The organism is Acetobacterium sp., from assembly GCF_036508315.1.
Taxonomy (GTDB): domain Bacteria; phylum Bacillota; class Clostridia; order Eubacteriales; family Eubacteriaceae; genus Acetobacterium.
Window position 1 is genome coordinate 1 of record NZ_DATCHP010000100.1, and the last position, 20441, is coordinate 20441.

16 protein-coding genes and 1 pseudogene are annotated in these 20441 nt (G+C 39.9%); 13 read left to right on the plus strand and 4 right to left on the minus strand.

Annotated features, from left to right (window positions below; all coding sequences use genetic code 11):
* The coding region (locus tag VIK44_RS11990) for an Ldh family oxidoreductase (RefSeq protein ID WP_331554126.1) at positions 1 to 813 on the minus strand (813 nt) is incomplete at its 3' end.
* A 194-nt stretch (positions 814 to 1007) separates the two neighbouring features.
* Positions 1008 to 2126: an alanine/ornithine racemase family PLP-dependent enzyme gene (locus VIK44_RS11995; protein WP_331554127.1), complete on the minus strand. Its 1119-nt coding sequence runs from the start codon at positions 2124 to 2126 to the stop codon at positions 1008 to 1010.
* Positions 2127 to 2369: 243 nt separating this feature from the next.
* Between VIK44_RS11995 and leuS the strand changes: the two genes are divergently transcribed.
* Together leuS and VIK44_RS12005 are read left to right on the plus strand one after the other, a co-directional pair.
* Positions 2370 to 4781, plus strand: a complete 2412-nt coding sequence (gene leuS, locus VIK44_RS12000) for a leucine--tRNA ligase (protein ID WP_331554128.1) — start codon at positions 2370 to 2372, stop codon at positions 4779 to 4781.
* Positions 4782 to 4790: 9 nt separating this feature from the next.
* A complete protein-coding gene (locus VIK44_RS12005; protein WP_331554129.1) occupies positions 4791 to 5249 on the plus strand; it encodes an RNase H family protein in 459 nt (152 codons plus the stop codon).
* Positions 5250 to 5353: 104 nt separating this feature from the next.
* Here the strand turns inward: VIK44_RS12005 and VIK44_RS12010 are convergent, their stop codons facing one another.
* Positions 5354 to 6199 (minus strand): DegV family protein, encoded by an 846-nt coding sequence (locus VIK44_RS12010; protein ID WP_331554130.1) that lies wholly within the window; start codon positions 6197 to 6199, stop codon positions 5354 to 5356.
* A 131-nt stretch (positions 6200 to 6330) separates the two neighbouring features.
* Positions 6331 to 7467, minus strand: a complete 1137-nt coding sequence (locus tag VIK44_RS12015) for an MGDG synthase family glycosyltransferase (protein WP_331554131.1) — start codon at positions 7465 to 7467, stop codon at positions 6331 to 6333.
* Positions 7468 to 7705: 238 nt separating this feature from the next.
* Here VIK44_RS12015 and VIK44_RS12020 point away from each other — a divergent pair, with 238 nt between their 5' ends.
* The 11 genes and pseudogenes from VIK44_RS12020 (at position 7706) to mutS (ending at position 20426) form a co-directional block, all read left to right on the plus strand.
* On the plus strand, positions 7706 to 8116 hold the full coding sequence (locus tag VIK44_RS12020) for a hypothetical protein (protein ID WP_331554132.1): 411 nt from the start codon (positions 7706 to 7708) through the stop codon (positions 8114 to 8116).
* 72 nt (positions 8117 to 8188) lie between these two features.
* The gene (locus VIK44_RS12025; protein WP_331554133.1) at positions 8189 to 9124 is read left to right on the plus strand and encodes a TIGR01212 family radical SAM protein; all 936 of its coding nucleotides are present in this window, start codon (positions 8189 to 8191) and stop codon (positions 9122 to 9124) included.
* 15 nt (positions 9125 to 9139) lie between these two features.
* The gene (locus VIK44_RS12030) at positions 9140 to 9943 is read left to right on the plus strand and encodes a GTP pyrophosphokinase family protein (protein ID WP_331554134.1); all 804 of its coding nucleotides are present in this window, start codon (positions 9140 to 9142) and stop codon (positions 9941 to 9943) included.
* Positions 9944 to 10027: 84 nt separating this feature from the next.
* Positions 10028 to 10768, plus strand: a complete 741-nt coding sequence (locus VIK44_RS12035) for a YebC/PmpR family DNA-binding transcriptional regulator (RefSeq protein ID WP_331554135.1) — start codon at positions 10028 to 10030, stop codon at positions 10766 to 10768.
* Positions 10758 to 11426 (plus strand): peptidoglycan-binding domain-containing protein, encoded by a 669-nt coding sequence (locus VIK44_RS12040; RefSeq protein WP_331554136.1) that lies wholly within the window; start codon positions 10758 to 10760, stop codon positions 11424 to 11426. Before VIK44_RS12035 ends, VIK44_RS12040 begins: the two co-directional genes overlap by 11 nt.
* Before the next feature lie 133 nt (positions 11427 to 11559).
* A complete protein-coding gene (locus tag VIK44_RS12045; RefSeq protein ID WP_331554137.1) occupies positions 11560 to 13053 on the plus strand; it encodes an NAD(P)H-hydrate dehydratase in 1494 nt (497 codons plus the stop codon).
* Positions 13054 to 13267: 214 nt separating this feature from the next.
* Positions 13268 to 14422 (plus strand): SAM-dependent methyltransferase, encoded by a 1155-nt coding sequence (locus VIK44_RS12050; RefSeq protein ID WP_331554138.1) that lies wholly within the window; start codon positions 13268 to 13270, stop codon positions 14420 to 14422.
* Between the two features lie 141 nt (positions 14423 to 14563).
* Entirely contained in the window at positions 14564 to 16156 is a 1593-nt protein-coding gene (locus VIK44_RS12055; protein ID WP_331554139.1) for a SatD family protein, read from the plus strand.
* A 44-nt stretch (positions 16157 to 16200) separates the two neighbouring features.
* Positions 16201 to 16290: pseudogene (locus VIK44_RS14260) on the plus strand (hypothetical protein); the annotation flags it as partial.
* A gap of 151 nt (positions 16291 to 16441) precedes the next feature.
* A complete protein-coding gene (miaB, locus tag VIK44_RS12060; RefSeq protein WP_331554145.1) occupies positions 16442 to 17827 on the plus strand; it encodes a tRNA (N6-isopentenyl adenosine(37)-C2)-methylthiotransferase MiaB in 1386 nt (461 codons plus the stop codon).
* Complete coding sequence (gene mutS / locus VIK44_RS12065) at positions 17781 to 20426, plus strand: DNA mismatch repair protein MutS (protein ID WP_331554140.1); 2646 nt, start codon at positions 17781 to 17783, stop codon at positions 20424 to 20426. Before miaB ends, mutS begins: the two co-directional genes overlap by 47 nt.
* Positions 20427 to 20441 lie beyond the last annotated feature (15 nt).

Below are 20441 nucleotides of genomic sequence, written 5' to 3' on the forward strand. Positions count from 1 at the left end.
TAAAAGTCCTTTTAAGAAAGCACCGCTTTGAAGGGCAGAGGACAGAATTTCAACAAAGGTCGCATAACCGTAGCCTTTATAGCCGCCGGTATCTTCGCCAATCCCACCTAAAGGTGTGAGAGCAGCTTCGCCTTTGACCAGGTCAATTAAAATCTGTTTTGTATCCGTGCGGCTTTTTCCCTGGCGGTCAATGACCCAGCCATCAGGAATGTCTTTGTTTTCACGATCATAAACTTCTATTTTCCCGCGTTGGGAAACCGAGGTGGCACAGTCAAGAACAAACGGAAAAGGTTCATCACTGGGAACCCCAACGGTGATAGGGTTGGTGCCTAACATATTTTCCACTCCGAAGGTTGGCGCAATGGAAGGTCGGGCGTTGGTGCCGGTCATACCGATCATATTATTTTCAATGGCCATTAAAGGATAGTAACCGGCAAAACCGTAATGGGTAGAGTTGCGAACAACCGTCATTCCCATACCATAAACTTTGGCCTTATCAATGGCCATTTGCATGGCTCTTTTTGCAATGACATGGCCCATGCCATCGTGGCCGTCAATAACGGCAGTGGTAAAGGTTTCTTTGACAATTTCAAATTCGGTTACCGGGTGTTGAATTCCTTTTTTAATCCGGTCATAGTAAATGGGCTTTAATCGGCCGATTCCGTGGGAATCGATTCCCCGTTTATCTGAAGTAATAAGAATTTCAGCACAAATTTTTGCATCTTCTTCCGGAACGCCAACGCCTTTTAAAGCATCAGCCATAAAGGCCTCCAGGGTGTCAAATGGGATATAGGTTGTATTTTCGTTTTCCATTAATAATTCTCCTTTTCTTAATTCAATTTAGGTACTTGCGAAATTCATAAAAACAACCGTAAATTGCTTTGATGTCAGTTTTCATAAACAATTTTATAACGTATAGGCGAACAGTTCAAAGAACTGTACGACGTATAGTGGAAAAATTGTTTCATGTAAACAGACAGCGAAGCTTACAGCACTTTCGCAATTGCTTAGTCATTAATAACAAGTTTATCGACATAATCAGAGGTGGCGGCATAAAGTGCCCCCATATAGTCACATCGCAGGCTGATAATATCACCGATATCATAATTCTGCCGGGCATCGGTAATGTCTAAAATCAGGTGATCGGAACTATAACTTTCAATTTTAATGCCGGGCACCATGGGAAATAAGTGTTCCGGTTCTGTGTCCTGGCGTCCCATCGCACAAATTGCCCGGTGACGAATGCCGATATCCTGGAAAACAGGAACATCACCAAAAGCGTTTCTTCCGATTTCGCCAATGGGATAACTGGGCTTATTGCGAATCTCAATGATTTCCACATCCAGAATAAAAGCATCCTGATGGAGGTAATCATAGCTATGAAAATAAGCCGATTCCCGGCCAAAGAGGATGACATCCCCAAGACGTAAGTTATTTACTTCTTTGGGAATGGTATGATTCTCAACCATATACCAGGCACTGGAATTACCCCCGGATACAATCTCACAGGGAATTTTATATTTTTCTTCCAGAGCTTTCTTAACCTTGAAAAACGCCTGGAAAGTATGAGGATTGGGAATGGTTGCCCCGACACAGGTTACGTTCGTACCAATCCCACGAAGCTTGATATGCTCCATTGACAATATCTCCTGGATATCACAATCCAAATCGTTTAAAGTTTCAGATATAAGATCGGCAACCGCGCCGGACTTTTCCTGGCCATCCCCAATAAAATAGCCTTCTCTGAGATCGCCAAGATCCATCATCAGGAGAATTCCGTGGGTTTTGCCCTGGGCTTTAGCTGCCATATTTAATTGACGAATGGTTTTCATTTCGCTGTTAAGGGAGATGGTGGCATAAGCAACCGTGGCTTGACACTCGCTAAGCATGGGAATACGAATCAGCCATTTTTCACAGGGAAGCACGGCAAGGTTTTTGAGATTCTTTATCCGGGAATCACCAATGGCAGTAGCGCCACCATCTAAAAATGCCTGGGCAATTTCGATATTTCCGCCGGTGCATTTAGTAATGGCGGTAATAGCAATGCCATGATTTTCAGCGCGGGAGATAATGGCTTGGGTATTTTCAATAATTTTGCGTTTGTTCATTTTTAATAGCGGATACATAAATGCTCCTTTGCTGTTTTTTCTGGAATACAGTATACCATAAATTCAGGTAAATGATGAATAATATCCAAAAATACTTTAGATTATGATATCATTCTGAAAAAAAAGCACAAATCATTGACAGGATATACACCCTTCTTTATAATAATGGTAAAGATAGTTAGGAGACAATTGGAAATTCGTCCCTTATTGGGCACGGGTTTTTTTGTTGTTATAATAGAGAAACAAGTAGATGGAGGAAATATGTCACTATATGAACACAAAAAAATAGAAGAAAAATGGCAAAAACATTGGGAAGAAAATGAAACCTTCCGAATGGAAGAAAATTCTGATAAAGAAAAATTTTACGGCTTGGTTGAGTTCCCATACCCATCAGGGGTTGGGCTGCACGTTGGCCATGTTCGTGCCTATACCTCGCTGGAGATCATTGCCAGAAAACGTCGGATGGAAGGCTTTAATGTCCTCTTTCCCATTGGCTGGGATGCCTTTGGTTTACCAACCGAAAATTATGCCATTAAAACCGGAAGACATCCCCGGGAAGTCACCGATGAAAATATTAAAGTTTTTACCAGACAATTAAAACGCATTGGTTATGCTTTCGACTGGGACAAGGAAATTGATACCACGGATCCAAAATATTTCAAATGGACCCAGTGGATTTTCCTGCAATTATTTAAGCATGGACTGGCATTCAGAGACCGTACCTATGTCAACTTCTGTAACGGCTGTAAAGTGGTATTGGCCAATGAAGATTTTCGGGATGGCCGTTGTTCCCTTTGTGGCAGTGAAGTCGTTCAAATGGAAAAAGACGTCTGGTTCCTGAAAATTCGTGACTACGCCGAACGGCTTCTTGCCGGTTTAGACGAAGTGGACTATTCACCTCGCATTCGACTGGAACAGGAAAATTGGATCGGAAAATCAATTGGCGCCGAAGTTGACTTCGCCATAGCGGGTTACGATAAAGCACTGAGTGTGTTTACCACCCGACCGGATACCCTTTTTGGGGTAACCTTTATGGTTATTGCACCGGAACATCCACTGATTCAGGATCTGAAAGAAAAAATAACAAATATGGATGCGATTGTCAATTACCAGGATCAGGCTAAACGAAAAACCGAATTTGAACGGGTTCAGCTGGCCAAGGATAAAACAGGTGTGCGCATCGAAGGCATTAAGGCCATTAATCCTGTGACCCTTAAAGAAATCCCGATTTTTATTGCCGACTACGTCATGATGGGTTACGGAACCGGTGCGATTATGGCTGTTCCGGGCCATGATAATCGTGACTGGGAATTTGCCACAAAATTTGGTTTGCCTATTATTGAGGTTATTGGCGGTGGTGATATTACTGAATGTGCCTACACCGACTCCAATTCCGGGATCATGGTTAATTCCGGCTTTTTAAATGGGCTGGAAGTCAAGGATGCCATTGCAAAAACCATTGAATATCTGGAAAAAGAAAAATTGGGTAAAAGTACCATTAATTATAAGATGAAGGACTGGGCTTTTAACCGCCAACGCTATTGGGGTGAGCCGATTCCAATTATCCATTGTAAAAAATGCGGAATGGTTCCAGTTCCGGAAGAGGAGCTCCCACTTGAGCTGCCACTGGTAGAAAGTTATGAACCTACTGATAATGGAAAATCACCGTTATCAAGCATACCGGAATGGTATAAAACCACCTGTCCGGTATGCGGAGGCTATGCCGAAAGAGAAACCGATACCATGCCCCAATGGGCAGGTTCCAGCTGGTACTTTCTGCGTTATTTTGACAATAAAAATGATGAAGCCTTTGCCTCACCGGAAAAATTAAAATACTGGATGCCGGTGGATTGGTACAATGGCGGTATGGAACATGTCACCCGTCATCTCCTTTATTCGCGCTTCTGGCACCAATTCCTTTATGATATCGGATGTGTGCCGACCAGAGAACCTTATGCAAAAAGAACCGCCCAGGGCTTAATCCTCGGAAATGATGGCGAAAAGATGTCCAAATCAAAGGGCAATGTAGTCAACCCGGATGTGATCATTGAAGCCTATGGTGCGGATACACTAAGAACCTATATTATGTTTATTGGGGACTATGAAAAGGCCGCCCCATGGTCCGATAATGGGGCCAAAGGGTGCCGACGTTTTCTCGACCGGGTTTGGAAACTCCAAACCATGATTGCCGAAGGAAAAGGTTATCCCAAATCCCTGGAATCATCCATTCATAAAACCATTAAAAAAGTGGGGGATGATTATGAGGAAATGAAGTACAATACCGCCATTGCGGCAATGATGACTTTGCTCAACGACATTTTCAAAGAAGGCAGTATTACCAGGGATGCGTTAAAAACTTTTATTAAATTACTCTATCCGGTAGCCCCACATATTACCTCTCAGATCTGGGAAAATATGGGCTTTGAAAAAACCCTGGATGACACCACCTGGCCTTCCTATGATGACGCCAAAACCATTGATGATGTGGTTGAAATGGCGGTCCAGATTAATGGAAAAGTGCGTGGAACCATTACCCTGCCAAGGGATGCCGATAAAGAACAGGCAAAGGCCATTGCCTTTCAGCAGGAGAATATCCTTGCTCATACCCAGGGAAAAAACATTGTAAAGGAAATATATGTTCCGGGAAAGATTTTCAATATTGTTGTGAAATAGGTGAAGGTTATGAAAAAAATAAACCTTTATACCGATGGAGGCTGTCGCGGCAACGGTCAGGAAACTGAGAACCTGGGTGCTATTGGCGGGGTATTAATTTACCCTGAAAAAAACATCAGGAAGGAATATAAGCAGGCTTATGAAAATACCACCAACAACAAAATGGAGTTGCTGGCAGTGATTGAGGGTCTTAAAATGCTCAAAGAGCCCTGTGAAGTTCATATCTTCAGTGATTCAGCCTATGTGGTCAATGCTTATTTACAGAACTGGATCGTGAGCTGGAAGTTGAAAAACTGGACCCGGGGGAAAGCCGGAGAACTAAAAAACAAAGAGCTTTGGATCGAGCTGGATGGGCTTGTGAATATCCACATAGTGACTTTTCACAAGGTTAAGGGTCATGCCGATAATCCCAACAATAATCAGGCCGATTTACTGGTAAACCAGGCCATGGACGCACACCGGAAATAAATTTGAATAATATTTGCACTAAAAAAAAGACTTAAAACCGGATTATCCGGTTTTAAGTCTTTTTTTTGTTAATCGTCTTTTTAATACTTATTCTTCACTATGGGTTAAAATGCCATCAGAATACTTTTATCATTGGCATAATAGGTAGTCAATCCATGCATCGGAAAGATATAGATTTCTTTGAGTTCAAAACGTTGTTCCAGCAATTCTTTTAAAATCTGAGCCTGACTGGGATTATTACAATGGGTAATCACCACCGGGAATTGGTTTTGAGTTTTAAGCTTTTCCTCAACCAGATTGGCAAGATTAGAAAATGCTTTTTTAATCCCGCGAACCTTTTCAACAATCTGGATTTTTCCGATTTCATCAGAACGGCAAATAGGGAAAATTGAAAGGGCCGAGGCAACAACACCGACAACCCGATTCATTCGCCCGGTTTTAACGAGATTTGAAAAATCCTGAAGGATGAAGCGAAGTTTCAGGGTTTTTTGATAGTCAGCCAATTTCTCGCAAATGGTTTCAAAATCCATGGTTTCTGTTTTTATAAAGTCCCGGAGCTTCATAATCATCAGAATCATAAATGGGGAAGTTGACAAAGAATCGAAAAGACCAATTTTTAAATCACCGTTTTCTTCAAGAACCATTTCCCGTGCAACCCGGGCACTGTTGTAGGTGCCGCTGAGCCCGGAGGTTAAGGTAATGATATAGCTGACCTTGTTTTTACGCAACTCCGAAGAAAAATCCTCAGGAGAAGGGCAGGAGGTCAGTGATGCGGTTTTACAAGACTTCATTGCAGCAACTAATTTTTTGGTGTCCAGGGTTTCATCATCTATAAATTCCCGATCACCGACAATGATTGTCAAAGGTACGATTGAAAAATCAATGCCGTCCTTTTCAAGAAAATCGCTGGGCAAATCGCAGGAGCTATCGGTTACAATACGAGGTTTCAAATTAACATTCTCCTTTCAATCTTTTATCTTTTTAATGACTTCAATTACATAAAGATAACATGATTGGTATAAAAAGTAAATACTAAACCCCGAATATTTCTAAGAATCGGATACGGGTCTTAGAATCGAAATTAATAAGAGACATTAAGATAAGCTGATTTATTTTCTGAATTCAGCCTGTATAAAATGTCTTTGGTTATCAGTGTTGTGGCGTGACCATATTGCATTTTTTCAAGGTTGCCTTTCATCGAAAAACGCTTAATTTCATTATCCTTCAATGATTCTATGGCAAGAATCAGCTCTGAGGTGGTATTCGTCACCACTGCAGCACCTTGTTGTTTAAACCATTGAGCATTTTCCCCTTCTTGTCCCGGAGCAGGATTGTAAAGGATCACTGGAATTTTCTTTTCAACTACTTCGCTTAAGGTAATGCCTCCGGGTTTAGTAACCATGATATCTCCAATGGAATAAAACTCATGAATGTCAGATACATATCCAAATATTTTTGTATTTTTGAAATATTCAAGATTTAATTCCCGTTGAAGACTGCGGTTTTTCCCGCAAATAACAATGGTTTGAAGGTTTGCCAGTGAATCCGTGCGGGTGCACACTTCCTTCATATTTTTTAGAATACCATAAGTGCCGGCAAAAATAATCAGGGTCTTTTTTCTGGGATCCAAACCATGCTTTTTCATTAACCGAAGTCGGTTTTCATTGTGATAGAAGGTTTCACGAATGGGAATCCCAGTTTTTAAAATTTGGGATTTTGAAAAACCCTCAGCCAAAAGGGATGCCTCGACGTTATCACAGGAGACATAATAACCATCGGTGTCTTTATGCATCCATGCTTTAGGAATACAAAAATCAGTAACAACGGAAAAAACCGGGATATCCGGATAATTATCTTTCTTCATTATTGAGGAAATGGTGTAGGGATAAGTATTAATAATACAATCCGGCTGGAAATCATCAACTAATCCAAGTAAGGTTTTATCTGTTAGGTGCCAAAGGTTATAAATGAATTTCCCATGGGCGCCTTCCTCCATATCATAGTACATCCGTTGATAAAAACTGCTCCCAATTGTATATGACAGGAGATATGATTTTTCAATGAACCGGTTAAGAGCCGGGTTGGTTTCATTAAATAAATCCTTAACTGACACCGTATGCCCCAGGGATTCAAAGCCTTCTTTAAGAGAAGCGGCTACCATTTTATGACCAGAACCATGAGAACAGGATAAAATAAGTATGCGTTTAAATTGTGACATGGTAAACCGTCCTTTCTGGAGATTCCATTAAATAGGTCTCCAATAAATTTTATACTGTCATTTTATCGAAAAAATATTAGATTTACATTAGAAATCCTTTAGTTTAAATTTTTTAACCTTCTCTTAACCTCTTTTTAACCTTTTTTTAACTTGTTTTAAGGAATTAGTCAAATAAGGATTGAAATAATCGTTTTTACCACTTATAATGATATTATCAATAAGGAAAGAGGTGTCTAAGATGATTGAATTTGTTTATGGTTCAAAGGGAAGCGGCAAGACAAAAAAAATGATCGACATGGCCAACACCGATCTTGAGTCCTGTAAAGGCGATATCATTTTTATTAATGACAGAGACAAATATCGAGTAAAAGTAGATACTAAGATCAGATTCACAAATTTAGAAGAGTACGGAATTGTAGGCTCAGGTGAGTTGGCTGGCTTTATCAGCGGCGTTATTTCGGAAAATTATGATGTGAAAATTATGTACGTCGATAACCTGTTACGTATTATTGATGCTAAAACCCCAGCAGATGTTTGTGTGATCGTTGAGAAATTACAGTTAATTAATAAAAATCATGATATAAAATTTGTTCTGAGTCTGAGTTGTGATGAATCAGAGTTACCACCATGTGTTACAAATTTAATATAGACGATGAAGTCGGACGATCCCAAAGGTGTGATGCAATTGGGTTCGTCCATTTAATCTGTTTGAAGGAAGTCAATGAATAGTCAACAATCAAAACCCTATCAGGTCTATTCTGTTTGGTTGAAAAAACATTACGGGGAAAAGGTATATAAAATACCCATAAACATCCCTGTGACTTGTCCAAACCGTGATGGTACGCTAGGACATGAGGGGTGCATTTATTGTGGGGAAAAAGGTGGGGGTAACGAAACCCTTTCTAATCTTTTGTCAGTTAAAGAGCAAATGGAAATTAATTCAAAATATATTGGTAAACGTTTCAATGCCAAAAAATTCATTCCCTATTTTCAAAGCTTTACAAATACCTATTGTGAATTTTCGGATTTTAAAGCCTGGATAAAGGCATGCATTCGGCCTGATGTCGTTGAAATTGCAATTTCCACCCGTCCGGATTGTGTTACGGATGAGCAGTTATTTTTTTTGCAGGAAATAAAAAAAGAAAACAACATTGAAATAACCATAGAGCTCGGTTTACAAAGCGTAAATTCAAATACGCTAAAGATCATAAACCGGAGACATACCCTTGAGGATTACCTTGAAACCATGGATCGAATCAAACAGGCCGGATTCATGGCCTGCACACATTTGATTATTGACCTACCCTGGGATCAGGAAATAGATGTGGTCAATGCCGCAAAAATTATTTCAGAAAAAGGATCCGATTTTGTGAAATGCCACAGCCTGTACATTGAAAAAAACACCCAGTTGGAACGGTTGTATAAAGTTGGCAAAGTTCAGCTTCTGACGAAAGAAGCATACATAAAGCGGGCTATCCTGTTTTTAGAGAACCTTTCATCTGAAGTGGTGGTGCAACGACTGATTGGCCGTGCACCTAAAGAAGACAGTATTGTCACCAATTGGGATACCAGCTGGTGGAAAATCAGAGATGAACTTGAAGCTCAAATGAATAACGAAAATTACTATCAGGGAAGACTTTTCTCTGGTAAAAGATAATTAGAGGTAAATGCCTTGGGAACAAAATATTGGCAAGAATTTCTTATTCCCTATGATCAAGCGGTGGATGAGATTGTCCTTAAGTTCAGCAGTTTAAAAAAACAATATCAAAAATCAGGAGAATACTCTCCCATCGAATCCGTTTATGGCCGGGTAAAAAGTGTTGCCAGTATTTTGGAGAAAATCCAGAATTACGGTGTGGATATTGAAGCTCTGGAAGAAACTATTCAGGATATTGCAGGGATTCGTATTATGTGCCAGTTTGAAGAGGACATTTACGAGGTTGTGGATCTTATCAGAGAAAGAGCCAACCGGGATATGGATATTATTCGTGTAAAGGATTACCTGAGTGAAGCAAAGCCAAGCGGTTACAAAAGTTTTCATCTCATTATTCGTTATCCGGTTTTTACGGTGTCCGGTTTTAAATCCATTCTTGTAGAAATACAGATTCGAACCATGGCCATGAATTTTTGGTCAATCATCGAACATTCCTTAAATTACAAATACAAGGAAAACATACCGGAAGTCGTAAAAAAGCGACTCATCAATGCAGCCAATGCTGTTAACGAAGTTGATCGGGAAATGTCTTCCATCAGAGAAGAAATTCAAAATGCCCAGCGACTTTTCGGTTTGAAATCAAGCTCGGTTACCAGTATTCTTGATAATATCGGAAATCTATACAAACTTAATCAAGTCGATAAAGCCTCTCAATATGAAAAAATATTTGATGAGCTTTTTGCCCAGGAAGATATTATTCAATTGATCCTACTGAGAAAAGAATTAGAGTCAGAGGTTAATAAAATAGAAGCTGATGTTTAAGATAAGTAAAAAGAGGATTGTGAGAACAATAACATTGTGATACAATCAATCATTGAAAAGCAATAAGTATAAAGGAGGTAGTTAATGTCAGGACATTCAAAATGGTCGACCATTAAACACAAAAAAGGAAAAATAGATGCCAAGAGAGGCCAAATTTTCACAAAATTAGCAAAATATATTGCAGTTGCATCCCGGGAGGGTGGCAGCGATCCGGAAATGAATGCAAAGCTTAAGGAAGCAATTGTTAAGGCAAAAGCTGCTAATATGCCAAACGAAAATATTGACCGTGCCGTTAAAAAGGGTGCCGGAGAATTACAAGGCAGTATTTATGAAGAAATTACCTATGAAGGTTATGGCCCGGGAGGGGTTGCGGTTATTGTCGAAACTTTGACTGACAATAAAAACCGAACTGCCGGGGATGTTCGCCATGCATTTGATAAAAATGGCGGGAACCTTGGAATTAGTGGCAGTGTCGGATTTTTATTTACAAAAAAAGGCCAAATCATGATTGAAAAATCAGAAAGTATTGATGAAGAAGAACTGATGATGACTGCACTTGATGCAGGAGCAGAGGATGTTGAAACTTCTGATGAAGGCTATGAAATCAGCACTGACCCCATTGATTTCGGACAGGTATGTGAGGCTCTTAAATCCGCCGGATATGAACTTATCTCAGCAGAGATTGCCATGATCCCTTCAACTGAAACTGAATTAACAGTGCCCGGGGATGCAAAAAAAATGCTGAAAATGATTGATATGTTTGATGATAATGAAGACATACAAGCGGTTTGGCATAATTGGACAGGTGAAGAAGATGAACAGTAAGAGCTTATGGCAAAAAATGAAAGACGTTGTTCTTTACATCGTCTTTACAATTATCTTTGTATCCCTGACCGGTTCATTTGTAGTACAAGATGTTTATGCCGCAGCAAATAAGATTTCCATGAAACCTGAAGGGGTTGAACAGGTATATACAATCAATATTGGTGCCAGATCGAATAGCAATAATCAGGCAGAAAATGAAAACAACACAGAAATCACAACCGAGGATGGCCGTACTATTAATGTAACAGAATATGCCGTCGGTGATACCAGTGATGAAATACTTGAATATGAACAAATTTTATACGACCTCGGCTTTATGAAAAGCAAACCCGGCACTGCGTTTACTGAAGAAGTCCAAACGGCGTTAAAAACATACCAGGCAATGAGAGGCCTGGAAGCAACAGGAAAACTCGATCGTTCCACTATTATTTCCCTGGTTGCTGAAAATATTAAGTTTGTAAAAGGTGACAGCAGCCAGCTGCTTCAAACCTATCAAAAAATCTTAGTAAAGCAAAAATATTTGGCGGAAACTGATGCCAATGGCACCTTTGGTGATACCACTGAAGCAGCAGTAAAGGCATTTCAAAAAGCAAACGGATTAACAGAAACAGGGAAAATTGATGCAAACACAATAAAAGCATTGGATGCCCTAAGATAATAACAATAAAATCAAATCATCTGAACCGTCATTAAGGTGACGGTTTTTTGTTTACAAAACAATATTATTTGATATAATCATAATATTGTTTAGACACTGACTAAACAGTTGTATTCAAGAAACGAGGAAAAATATGAAAGTAGTAACTCCCGAAGAAATGGCTCTTATGGATCGTTATGCAATTGCAGCAGGTAAAAATAGCATCGATCTGATGGAAAAAGCAGGTAATAAATGCACTGAAATAATCGAAACAGATCTGGAAAAAAATGCTCAGTTAGTGGTTCTCTGTGGACCCGGAAACAATGGGGGAGATGGTCAGGTCATCAGTCGTCTTCTTTTTGAACATGGCTATGGAATCCATGTTTTCTTTACCGAACCAGAGGAAAAACTATCAAAGGATAGCCTCATAAATTTAAGTCGATTGAGAGAATTAAATGTACCCATTCATTTTATTTTAGAGGAAGTCGATTTCAAAGATTTTGAATTGATTCTTAAACAAACCACTCATATCATTGATGCTATCTTTGGAACCGGGCTAACCGAACAGGAAGTTTCAGATAAGTATAACCGAATTTTTGATAATGTGAATGCTTTTAAAGGAGAGAAGATTTCCATAGACATTCCTTCCGGCTTAAGAGGTGATGTTGGACTTACTTTGGGAAATGGTGTTTTTGCAGATAAAACCATTGTTATTCAAAATTATAAAACAGGTTGTTTACTCAACGACGGACCGGATCATGCCGGCGATATTATTCTTATTGATATCGACATTGATGAGAACAGCATTCTAAACAATAAGTATTACACCCAGGAAGCAGACCTGTCATTTCCTGAAAAAAGAAAAAAGAATAGCCACAAGTATGATTATGGCTCAGTGGTAGTGATTGCCGGTTCAAAAGGCATGAGTGGTGCGGGTATTATTACTGTAGAAGGTGCTTTAAAAAGCGGCAGTGGTTTAGTGACCTGCTATGTTCCCCAGGATATTTATCTGCCAGTAGTGGCAAGAGCACCGGTAGAAGCTTTAATTAAAACCTATGACTGTAACATCACCGCAGAAAATATCGAAAAAGACCGAAAAAAAGTTATTCTGATTGGCCCGGGCATTGGACGGGCCAAAAACTATAGCCTTATCTTAGAGCATCTCTTAGAAGGTGAATTACCAGTGGTAATAGATGCCGACGGCCTTCATCATCTGTCTCATGTTATGGATTCTTTGAAGAAATCGAAGACCAAGGTGATCATTACCCCTCATTTCGGGGAATTTTCAGCACTTATCAATGTTCCGCGGGAAAAAATTCTTCAGGACCCGATTGCTTACGGACAAAAATTTGTTGCTGAATATGGGGTAGTCCTGGTTCTTAAGGGTTATCGAACTATGATTTTCGGCCCTAACGGCGAAATCTGGTTTAATTCCACCGGAAATCCAGGCATGGCTACCGGAGGAAGTGGCGACGTTTTAGCCGGGATGATTGCCGGCATTGCCGGTCAGAACATTGATTTATTTGAGGCCGCTAAAGCAGGCGTGTTCTATCACGGAAAAGCAGGGGATTATTATGCCAATGCCTTTGGACAAAGCACCTTAACGGCGCGAAGCATCATTGAATCACTGAAGTATGTTCTTAAATAGAAAAAAAAATAAATGTTTATAAATGGTGAGAAGCAAGGTGATGATAGCCTTGCTTCTTTTTTTCCAAGAAATTGAGTAATGAATAACACAGGTGTTTCAAATGATATCAATTTGATGAGTACACATAAGTTGTAACCGCGAGGTCAATAAGTTATAATTAAATGGTGGTAATTTTATAAAAATAAATATTTTCAAAAAAAAGCGGGGAGAAGAGATGGATAAATTAATACAACATTTGGATCTCATATGTTCATATGAGCCTTATAAATATATCATCAGCAATGCTGAAAAAAAGAATGAAAAATTTAGCAGGATTGTCATCACTTTAAAGAATGATGATTATCAGGTTGAAAAATTCTCGGAAGATAAAGTTTTTCATGAAAAGCTCTTGAAAAATGATTTAAAGCAGTATTTATTAAGCACTGTTGAGAATCAATACAAGCAATTGAATGCCTGGAATGAAGACTTTGAATTCATGATAAGAATATCTAAAAAGGGTAAATGCTCATTTTCAAAAGTCATCAATAAAAACGGTCAGGCCGTGGCTATGGATCATAATCGCAAGAAGAATTATATTTTGCCTGAAGGAACGCGCATTGAACCCCTTGTGGATATGGGAATATTTACCCAATCAGGTTCTGTGGTTAATGCGATGTATGATAAATACAAACAAATCAACCGGTTTATTGAAATCATCGATGATTCAATTAAAGATTTAGAGATTGAAAAATTTACAATCATTGATTTTGGATGCGGCAAATCTTATTTTACATTTGTTTTGTATTATTATTTTACGGTTATTCGAAAAATTGATGTGCATATAATTGGTTTGGATTTAAAGCTAGACGTGATTACAAAATGCAATGCAACAGCAAAAAAATACGGATATGATCAGCTGCATTTTGAATTAGGTGATATCAATGGCTTTCAATGCAACTTTCCGGTTGATATGGTCATAACCCTTCATGCATGCGATACGGCTACGGATTATGCTCTTTTTAATGCCATTGAGTGGAATGCTGAAATGATTTTTTCTGTTCCCTGCTGTCAACATGAATTAAACGCACAAATTGAGAGCAATAAATTATCTTTATTGACCCGTTATGGCATTATTAAAGAACGAACAGCGGCATTGATGACTGATGCCATTAGGGGTAATTTACTCGAGTATTGTGGGTATAAAACCCAATTATTGGAATTTATAGATTTTGATCATACCCCCAAAAATATTTTAATACGGGCAATGAAAAAAAACATTCCCAGAGCAACAAAAACTAAGTGTTTGGAAGAGGTCACAAATATTATCAGAGAATTTAATTTAAGACCCAGGTTATACGAGTTATTGAGAGACAATAACTATCTTGAGTAACAGAGTGAATATATAATTGCGTAAAATAGTGCAAACGTATAAAAATTGAAGTTGTTGTATAATTGCCTAAAATAGAACAATTGCATATAAATTGAAATATGATATAATAGTTGCAATAAAATAAAAATAAGTAGGTTTGAAATGTATTGTGTAATCATTGGTTCGTTAATAGAATTGAAAGAGCAGACCCCTTCAGTACGCAAGAGCGTTCTTGAAAAGATGGAGAATGTCCTGGCACGGATTAATTATGATTTTAAAGAAAATATTGTTGCCGGGTTCATCATCACATCAGGTGATGAATTTCAGGGTCAACTCAGTGCATCGTGGATTTCAATTAAAATTATTGAACTGATGATCAAAGAACTTTATCCGCATCCCATTATTTTTGGTATTGGACTCTGTGATGTTTATATTAAAATCAATTCCGAAAAAGCCTTAAGTACTGATGGTACTGCATATTATTTTGCCCGGGAAGGTCTCGCCGCAGAAAAAAACAGAATTAATGAAAATTCTTTTGCTGTGTATTTCAAGACGGATAAAAATGATGAAGCACTTATTAATGCCTTATGTCGGTCAGTTGATTTAATAATGAAGGGGTGGACGGTTAAACAAAAGGAAATCGTATGGAAAATGGCTGAAATGGCTGAACAACAAAATTTAATTGCCGCTGCGCTAGGCTTAAATCCATCAACTGTAACACGTCATCTTAAAGCCGCTCAATATACTTATTACAGAGAACTTTTAACAACACTCATGAACTATTTCAGGAAAGAGTATGATTTTGCTTTCGACGGAACCAGTCTCGATTGTGCAACCGGCTATTATAATGCGGGAATATATTTAATGAGTCATTTTGATTATGACGATTCTTTAGATAATCTTTACAAAGCTCTGGAAATCAGAGTGAATGAATTAGGATCCCATCATCCTGACACTGCTGTTTCTTACCATAACCTGGGGACTGCATATTTGGTTATGGACGAGTTTGACAAAGCCCTTGAATTTTATCAAAAGGCTTTAGAAATAAGAGAAAAGATTTTAGGCCCAAAGCATCCGGATACAGCGGGTACCATCCATAACATTGGGAATGTCTATTTGAAAAAAAATGATAGCGACAAAGCTCTGGCGTATTATCAAAAGGCTTTAGCAATAAAAGAAAAGGATTTGGGCCTCAAGCATCCGGATACTGCTGCTACTTACCATAATATGGGGAATGCATATGCGACGAAAGGTGATGTTCCTGAAGCTCTTGAATATTTACAGAAAGCTTTAACCATCAGAGAAAAGGTGCTTGGAACAGATCATTCAGATACTGCGACCAGTCACAATAGCATCGGATATACATATCTGATTAACGGCAATGTTGATAAAGCCCTTGAATCGTATCAGAAAGTTTTGCAAATCAGGGAAAAGGTTTTGGGGAAAGATCATATTCAGACGGCTAATACTTACAATAATATTGGGATTGTATATTCGGTAAAAAGTGATAATGCGTTGTCACTTGAATATTATCAAAAGGCTTTAGTCATCAGAGAGAAATTACTCGGTCCAATGAATAATGATACCGCATCGACCTATGATAGTATTGGAAATGGTTATTTAGCTAATGGGGAAGAAGGTAAGGCCCTTATCTATTATCAAAAAGCTTTGGCAATATATGAATCCAAGGAGTCAGTGCAAACAAAAAAGTTATGCCAAAAAATTGAACACATCATTCAGAAAAGAGACATTTAAGATCAGTTGCAGCCCAGGGATTAGAACAGCTTTTTCAGGCCGCCGATGCCAATGGATTAGCCCTTGATTGTTGCTCCGGGTATCGCTCTTTGGCAACCCAGGCATGGCAGAGTTCTACGGGATTAATTAATTGAGTTCGCACGGGTGACACCGGTTCATCATGATCTAAATAATAACAGTCTTTTTTAATCTATTTAGGTTATAATGAAGGTTATAAATTTATTAAGTTAAGTCATTTAGGAGAAACAAGTATATATGAGTCATAAAAAGAATACAAAAAGAGAACTGGAACACAACAAAAGTTATTGTATTAAAACTTTCGGATGTCAGATGAATGAAAATGACTCGGAAAAACTTTCCGGACTTTTAAAAGCCATGGGGTACACCGTTGAAGATGATGTCAATAAAGCCGGCTTAGTTATTCTCAACACCTGCAGTGTCCGGGAAAATGCGGATGTTCGGGTTTTTGGAAACATCGGCGCTTTTAAAACTGTCAAAAAAACAAATCCCGATTTAATCCTGGCTGTTTGCGGATGTATGATGCAACAGCCGGAAATTGTTGCAAAAATTACTAAAACATACCGACAGGTTGATCTTGTTTTCGGCACCCATAATCTCCATCTTTTTCCGGAAATACTTAACAATTATCTGGTAAATGGAAAACGCATGGTTGAGGTTTGGGAAGATTCCAATGGCATTATTGAAGATCTTCCGGTTGATCGACGGTATTCCTTTAAATCCTTTGTGACGATTATGAACGGATGTAATAACTTTTGCACCTATTGCATTGTCCCTTATACCAGAGGCCGGGAAGTTAGCCGCCAGCCGGAGAAAATCATCGCCGAGGTTAAGGCACTGGCCGAAGATGGTTGTGTGGAAATAACGCTGCTGGGGCAAAATGTCAACTCCTATGGCAATGATCTTGGGGAAGACATTAATTTTTCAAATTTACTCAGGGACTTGAATACCATTGAAAAGTTGGGCCGGATTCGTTTTATGACATCACATCCAAAGGATTTAACCGATGATGTCATAGATGCCATTGCAGATTGCGACAAAGTATGTAAATATATTCATTTGCCCATCCAATCCGGAAGTACCCGGATCTTAAAGGCCATGAATCGGAAATATACCCAGGAAGATATTATCGAACGCGTCCAGAAAATGAAGGAAAAAATTCCCGGGGTTGCCATTAGCACCGACATTATCGTTGGCTTTCCCGGAGAAACCGAAGAAGATTTTGAAGAGACCCTTAAAGTCATAAAGGTCTGTGAGTTTGACTCGGCTTTTACGTTTCTTTTTTCCATTCGTTCCGGGACTCCGGCGGCCACCATGGCGGATCAGATCCCCGAGGAAATCAAACATACGCGGTTAAATAAAAGTCTTGATCTTCTCCATGAGATTAGTCTGGGGATTAACAAAACCTATCTTGACCAAACGGTAACCGTTTTAGCAGAAGAACCCAGCCGAAATAAACTTAATCGGCTAACCGGTCGAACAGAAACCGGAAAGCTTGTCAACTTTAAAGGCAGCCATGAAGATATTGGAAAAATTGTAATGGTTAAAATAACTGACGCAAAAACATTCAGTCTCGATGGTATTAAAGTATCACAGGAGGAGACCCATGGCGCAACTATCACCCATGATGACCCAATACCTGCAAATTCATGAGGAGGTTCCGGATGCCCTCCTTTTCTTTCGTTTAGGAGATTTCTATGAAATGTTTTTCGATGATGCCCTAAAGGCCTCACGAGAACTGGAAATTGCCCTGACCGGAAGAGATTGCGGTCTTGAAGAACGAGCCCCGATGTGTGGGGTGCCTTATCATGCCGCTCAAAACTATATTACCCGTTTGGTTGAAAAAGGATACAAGGTCGCAATTTGCGAACAAATGGAAGACCCTAAAGATGCCAAGGGTATTGTCAAACGTGAAATTGTCCGGGTGATTTCCCCGGGTACCATTTCCGAAGGTAAGCTATTAGAATCTAAAAAGAATAATTACCTGATGTCCTTATATCTGGAAAATAATCGTTTGGGCATTGCCAGCCTGGACGTTTCAACCGGAGACTTTTATGTTACCGAGCTGGAGGGGAAAACCCGGGAACTCTGGCTATCCCAATTAGCCGACGAAATCGGCCGGCTGCTGCCGTCAGAAGTGATTTTAAACCCGGCTTTATTTAAAGACCCCCAGGCCCTGGATCTGATTGAGAAAAAATTCGGAATCCTGGCCAGTCTCTACCCTGAAAAATATTTCAACATCAAGAACTGCAGTGGCCGCATTACCACCCAGTTTGAGGTCTTTTCATTAGGAGCCCTTGATCTGGAAAAAAGAGACCATGCCATTGCCGCGGCCGGAGCCCTGCTGGGTTATATTGACGAAACCCAAAGGCGGGCATTAAACCATATCAAAACCATCCGCTATTATAAAAGCCAGGATTACATGGTTCTTGATTTGTCCACCCGACGAAATTTGGAACTCACCGAAACCATCAGAACCCTGGAAAAACGGGGAAGTCTGTTATGGGTTTTGGATAAAACCATTACCGCCATGGGTGGCCGAACCCTGCGACGGTGGCTTGAAGCTCCGCTGATAAAAACCGAAAGCATTTTAGAACGCCAGGGCAGTGTTCAGGAATTTTATGATCACTCCAGTCGTTTACCGGAGTTTAAAACCATTCTCACCAAGGTTTACGATCTGGAGCGGCTTTGCGCCAAGCTTTCCTTTGGAACCGCTAATCCACGGGACTTATTAGCCCTTAAACAATCCCTTGGTGCATTGCCATTAATCAATGACTTTCTAACATCTCTGGGGGCAGAAAAACTGGAAAGTTTGTATGATAAAGAAGAGCTTCTCCAGGATGTTTGGACCCTGATTGAAAAATCCATTGATGATAATGCCCCCCTGGTTATAAAAGAGGGAAATGTCATTAAAAATGGGTATAATAATGAGGTGGATACCTTTAGAGAGGCTGCTGAAAAGGGCCAGGACTGGATCAGAGATCTGGAAGCCCGGGAACGGGAACATTCAGGAATTAAATCCCTTAAAATTAAATATAACCGGGTATTCGGGTATTTCCTGGAGGTCACCAAAAGCTACCTGGACCAAGTTCCGGAAGACTATATCAGAAAGCAAACCCTGGCCAATGCCGAGCGTTATTTTACCCCCGAGCTCAAGGCCATGGAAAACAAAATCCTCGGAGCCCAGGAAGGGTTGCTGCGATGTGAAACCCAGATTTTCCAGGAAATTCGCGAAACCCTGCTGTTGGAAATCCACCGAATCCAGAAAAAAGCTTCCGAAGTGGCTGAACTGGATGCTGTTTATTCACTGGCCACAGTTGCTCACCAAAATCATTACGTGTGCCCTGAAATCTCAAATGAAAAAGCCATTGATATTAAAAATGGCCGACATCCTGTGGTTGAAGCCTTTATTGGCGAAAGTCATTTTATTGGGAACGATTGTCTGCTCAATGATGATGATCAGCAAATGATGATCATCACCGGGCCGAATATGGCCGGGAAGTCGACTTTTATACGTCAGGTGGCGGTGATTGTTTTAATGGCCCAGATTGGGTCCTTTATTCCTGCCGATGCCGGCACCATCAGCGTCGTCGATCGGATTTTCACCCGGGTGGGGGCCAGTGATGATCTTGCCAGCGGTCAAAGTACCTTTATGGTGGAAATGACCGAGGTTGCCAATATATTAAAAAACGCCACGGACAAAAGCCTGGTGATTTTAGACGAAATTGGCAGGGGAACCTCAACTTTTGATGGCATCAGCATTGCCTGGGCAGTGGTCGAACACCTTTGGGATAAAGCAGCCATTGGCGCTAAAACCCTTTTTGCCACCCATTACCACGAACTTACCGAACTTGAAACGCTGAAACCCGGGATTAAAAATTATAGCATCAGTTTAAAAGAAACCCCGGACGGGGTCATCTTCCTGCGGAAAATAAATCCGGGAAGCGTGGACCAAAGTTACGGCATTGAAGTGGCTAAGCTGGCCGGCTTTCCAACACCGGTGACCAGACGTGCCCAGGAAATTTTAAAGCACCTGGAAGCCGGAGAAAGCACCTACCGCCAGGAGCTGTTGGTAAAAGAACCGCAGATCCTCTCAGGCGGAAAAGGAAACCAACTCAATTTTTTTGAAATGGCAAAAGGGATCAGCCCTGAAGAAGAAGCAGTCTTAGGAACCATACGCGATTTGAATATGGATGAAATGAGTCCGATTGAAGTCATGAATATAATCTATCAATTAAGAGAAAAAATCTAAAAAGAAAGTTAAATG

Excerpts from the sequence above, each read along its gene's own strand:
- VIK44_RS11995 (WP_331554127.1), bottom strand. The coding sequence starts at position 2,126 with ATGTATCCGCTATTAAAAATGAACAAACGCAAAATTATTGAAAATACC.
- leuS (WP_331554128.1), top strand. The coding sequence starts at position 2,370 with ATGTCACTATATGAACACAAAAAAATAGAAGAAAAATGGCAAAAACAT.
- VIK44_RS12005 (WP_331554129.1), top strand. The coding sequence starts at position 4,791 with ATGAAAAAAATAAACCTTTATACCGATGGAGGCTGTCGCGGCAACGGT.
- VIK44_RS12015 (WP_331554131.1), bottom strand. The coding sequence starts at position 7,467 with ATGTCACAATTTAAACGCATACTTATTTTATCCTGTTCTCATGGTTCT.
- VIK44_RS12020 (WP_331554132.1), top strand. The coding sequence starts at position 7,706 with ATGATTGAATTTGTTTATGGTTCAAAGGGAAGCGGCAAGACAAAAAAA.
- VIK44_RS12025 (WP_331554133.1), top strand. The coding sequence starts at position 8,189 with ATGAATAGTCAACAATCAAAACCCTATCAGGTCTATTCTGTTTGGTTG.
- VIK44_RS12035 (WP_331554135.1), top strand. The coding sequence starts at position 10,028 with ATGTCAGGACATTCAAAATGGTCGACCATTAAACACAAAAAAGGAAAA.
- VIK44_RS12040 (WP_331554136.1), top strand. The coding sequence starts at position 10,758 with ATGAACAGTAAGAGCTTATGGCAAAAAATGAAAGACGTTGTTCTTTAC.
- VIK44_RS12045 (WP_331554137.1), top strand. The coding sequence starts at position 11,560 with ATGAAAGTAGTAACTCCCGAAGAAATGGCTCTTATGGATCGTTATGCA.
- VIK44_RS12050 (WP_331554138.1), top strand. The coding sequence starts at position 13,268 with ATGGATAAATTAATACAACATTTGGATCTCATATGTTCATATGAGCCT.
- VIK44_RS12055 (WP_331554139.1), top strand. The coding sequence starts at position 14,564 with ATGTATTGTGTAATCATTGGTTCGTTAATAGAATTGAAAGAGCAGACC.
- mutS (WP_331554140.1), top strand. The coding sequence starts at position 17,781 with ATGGCGCAACTATCACCCATGATGACCCAATACCTGCAAATTCATGAG.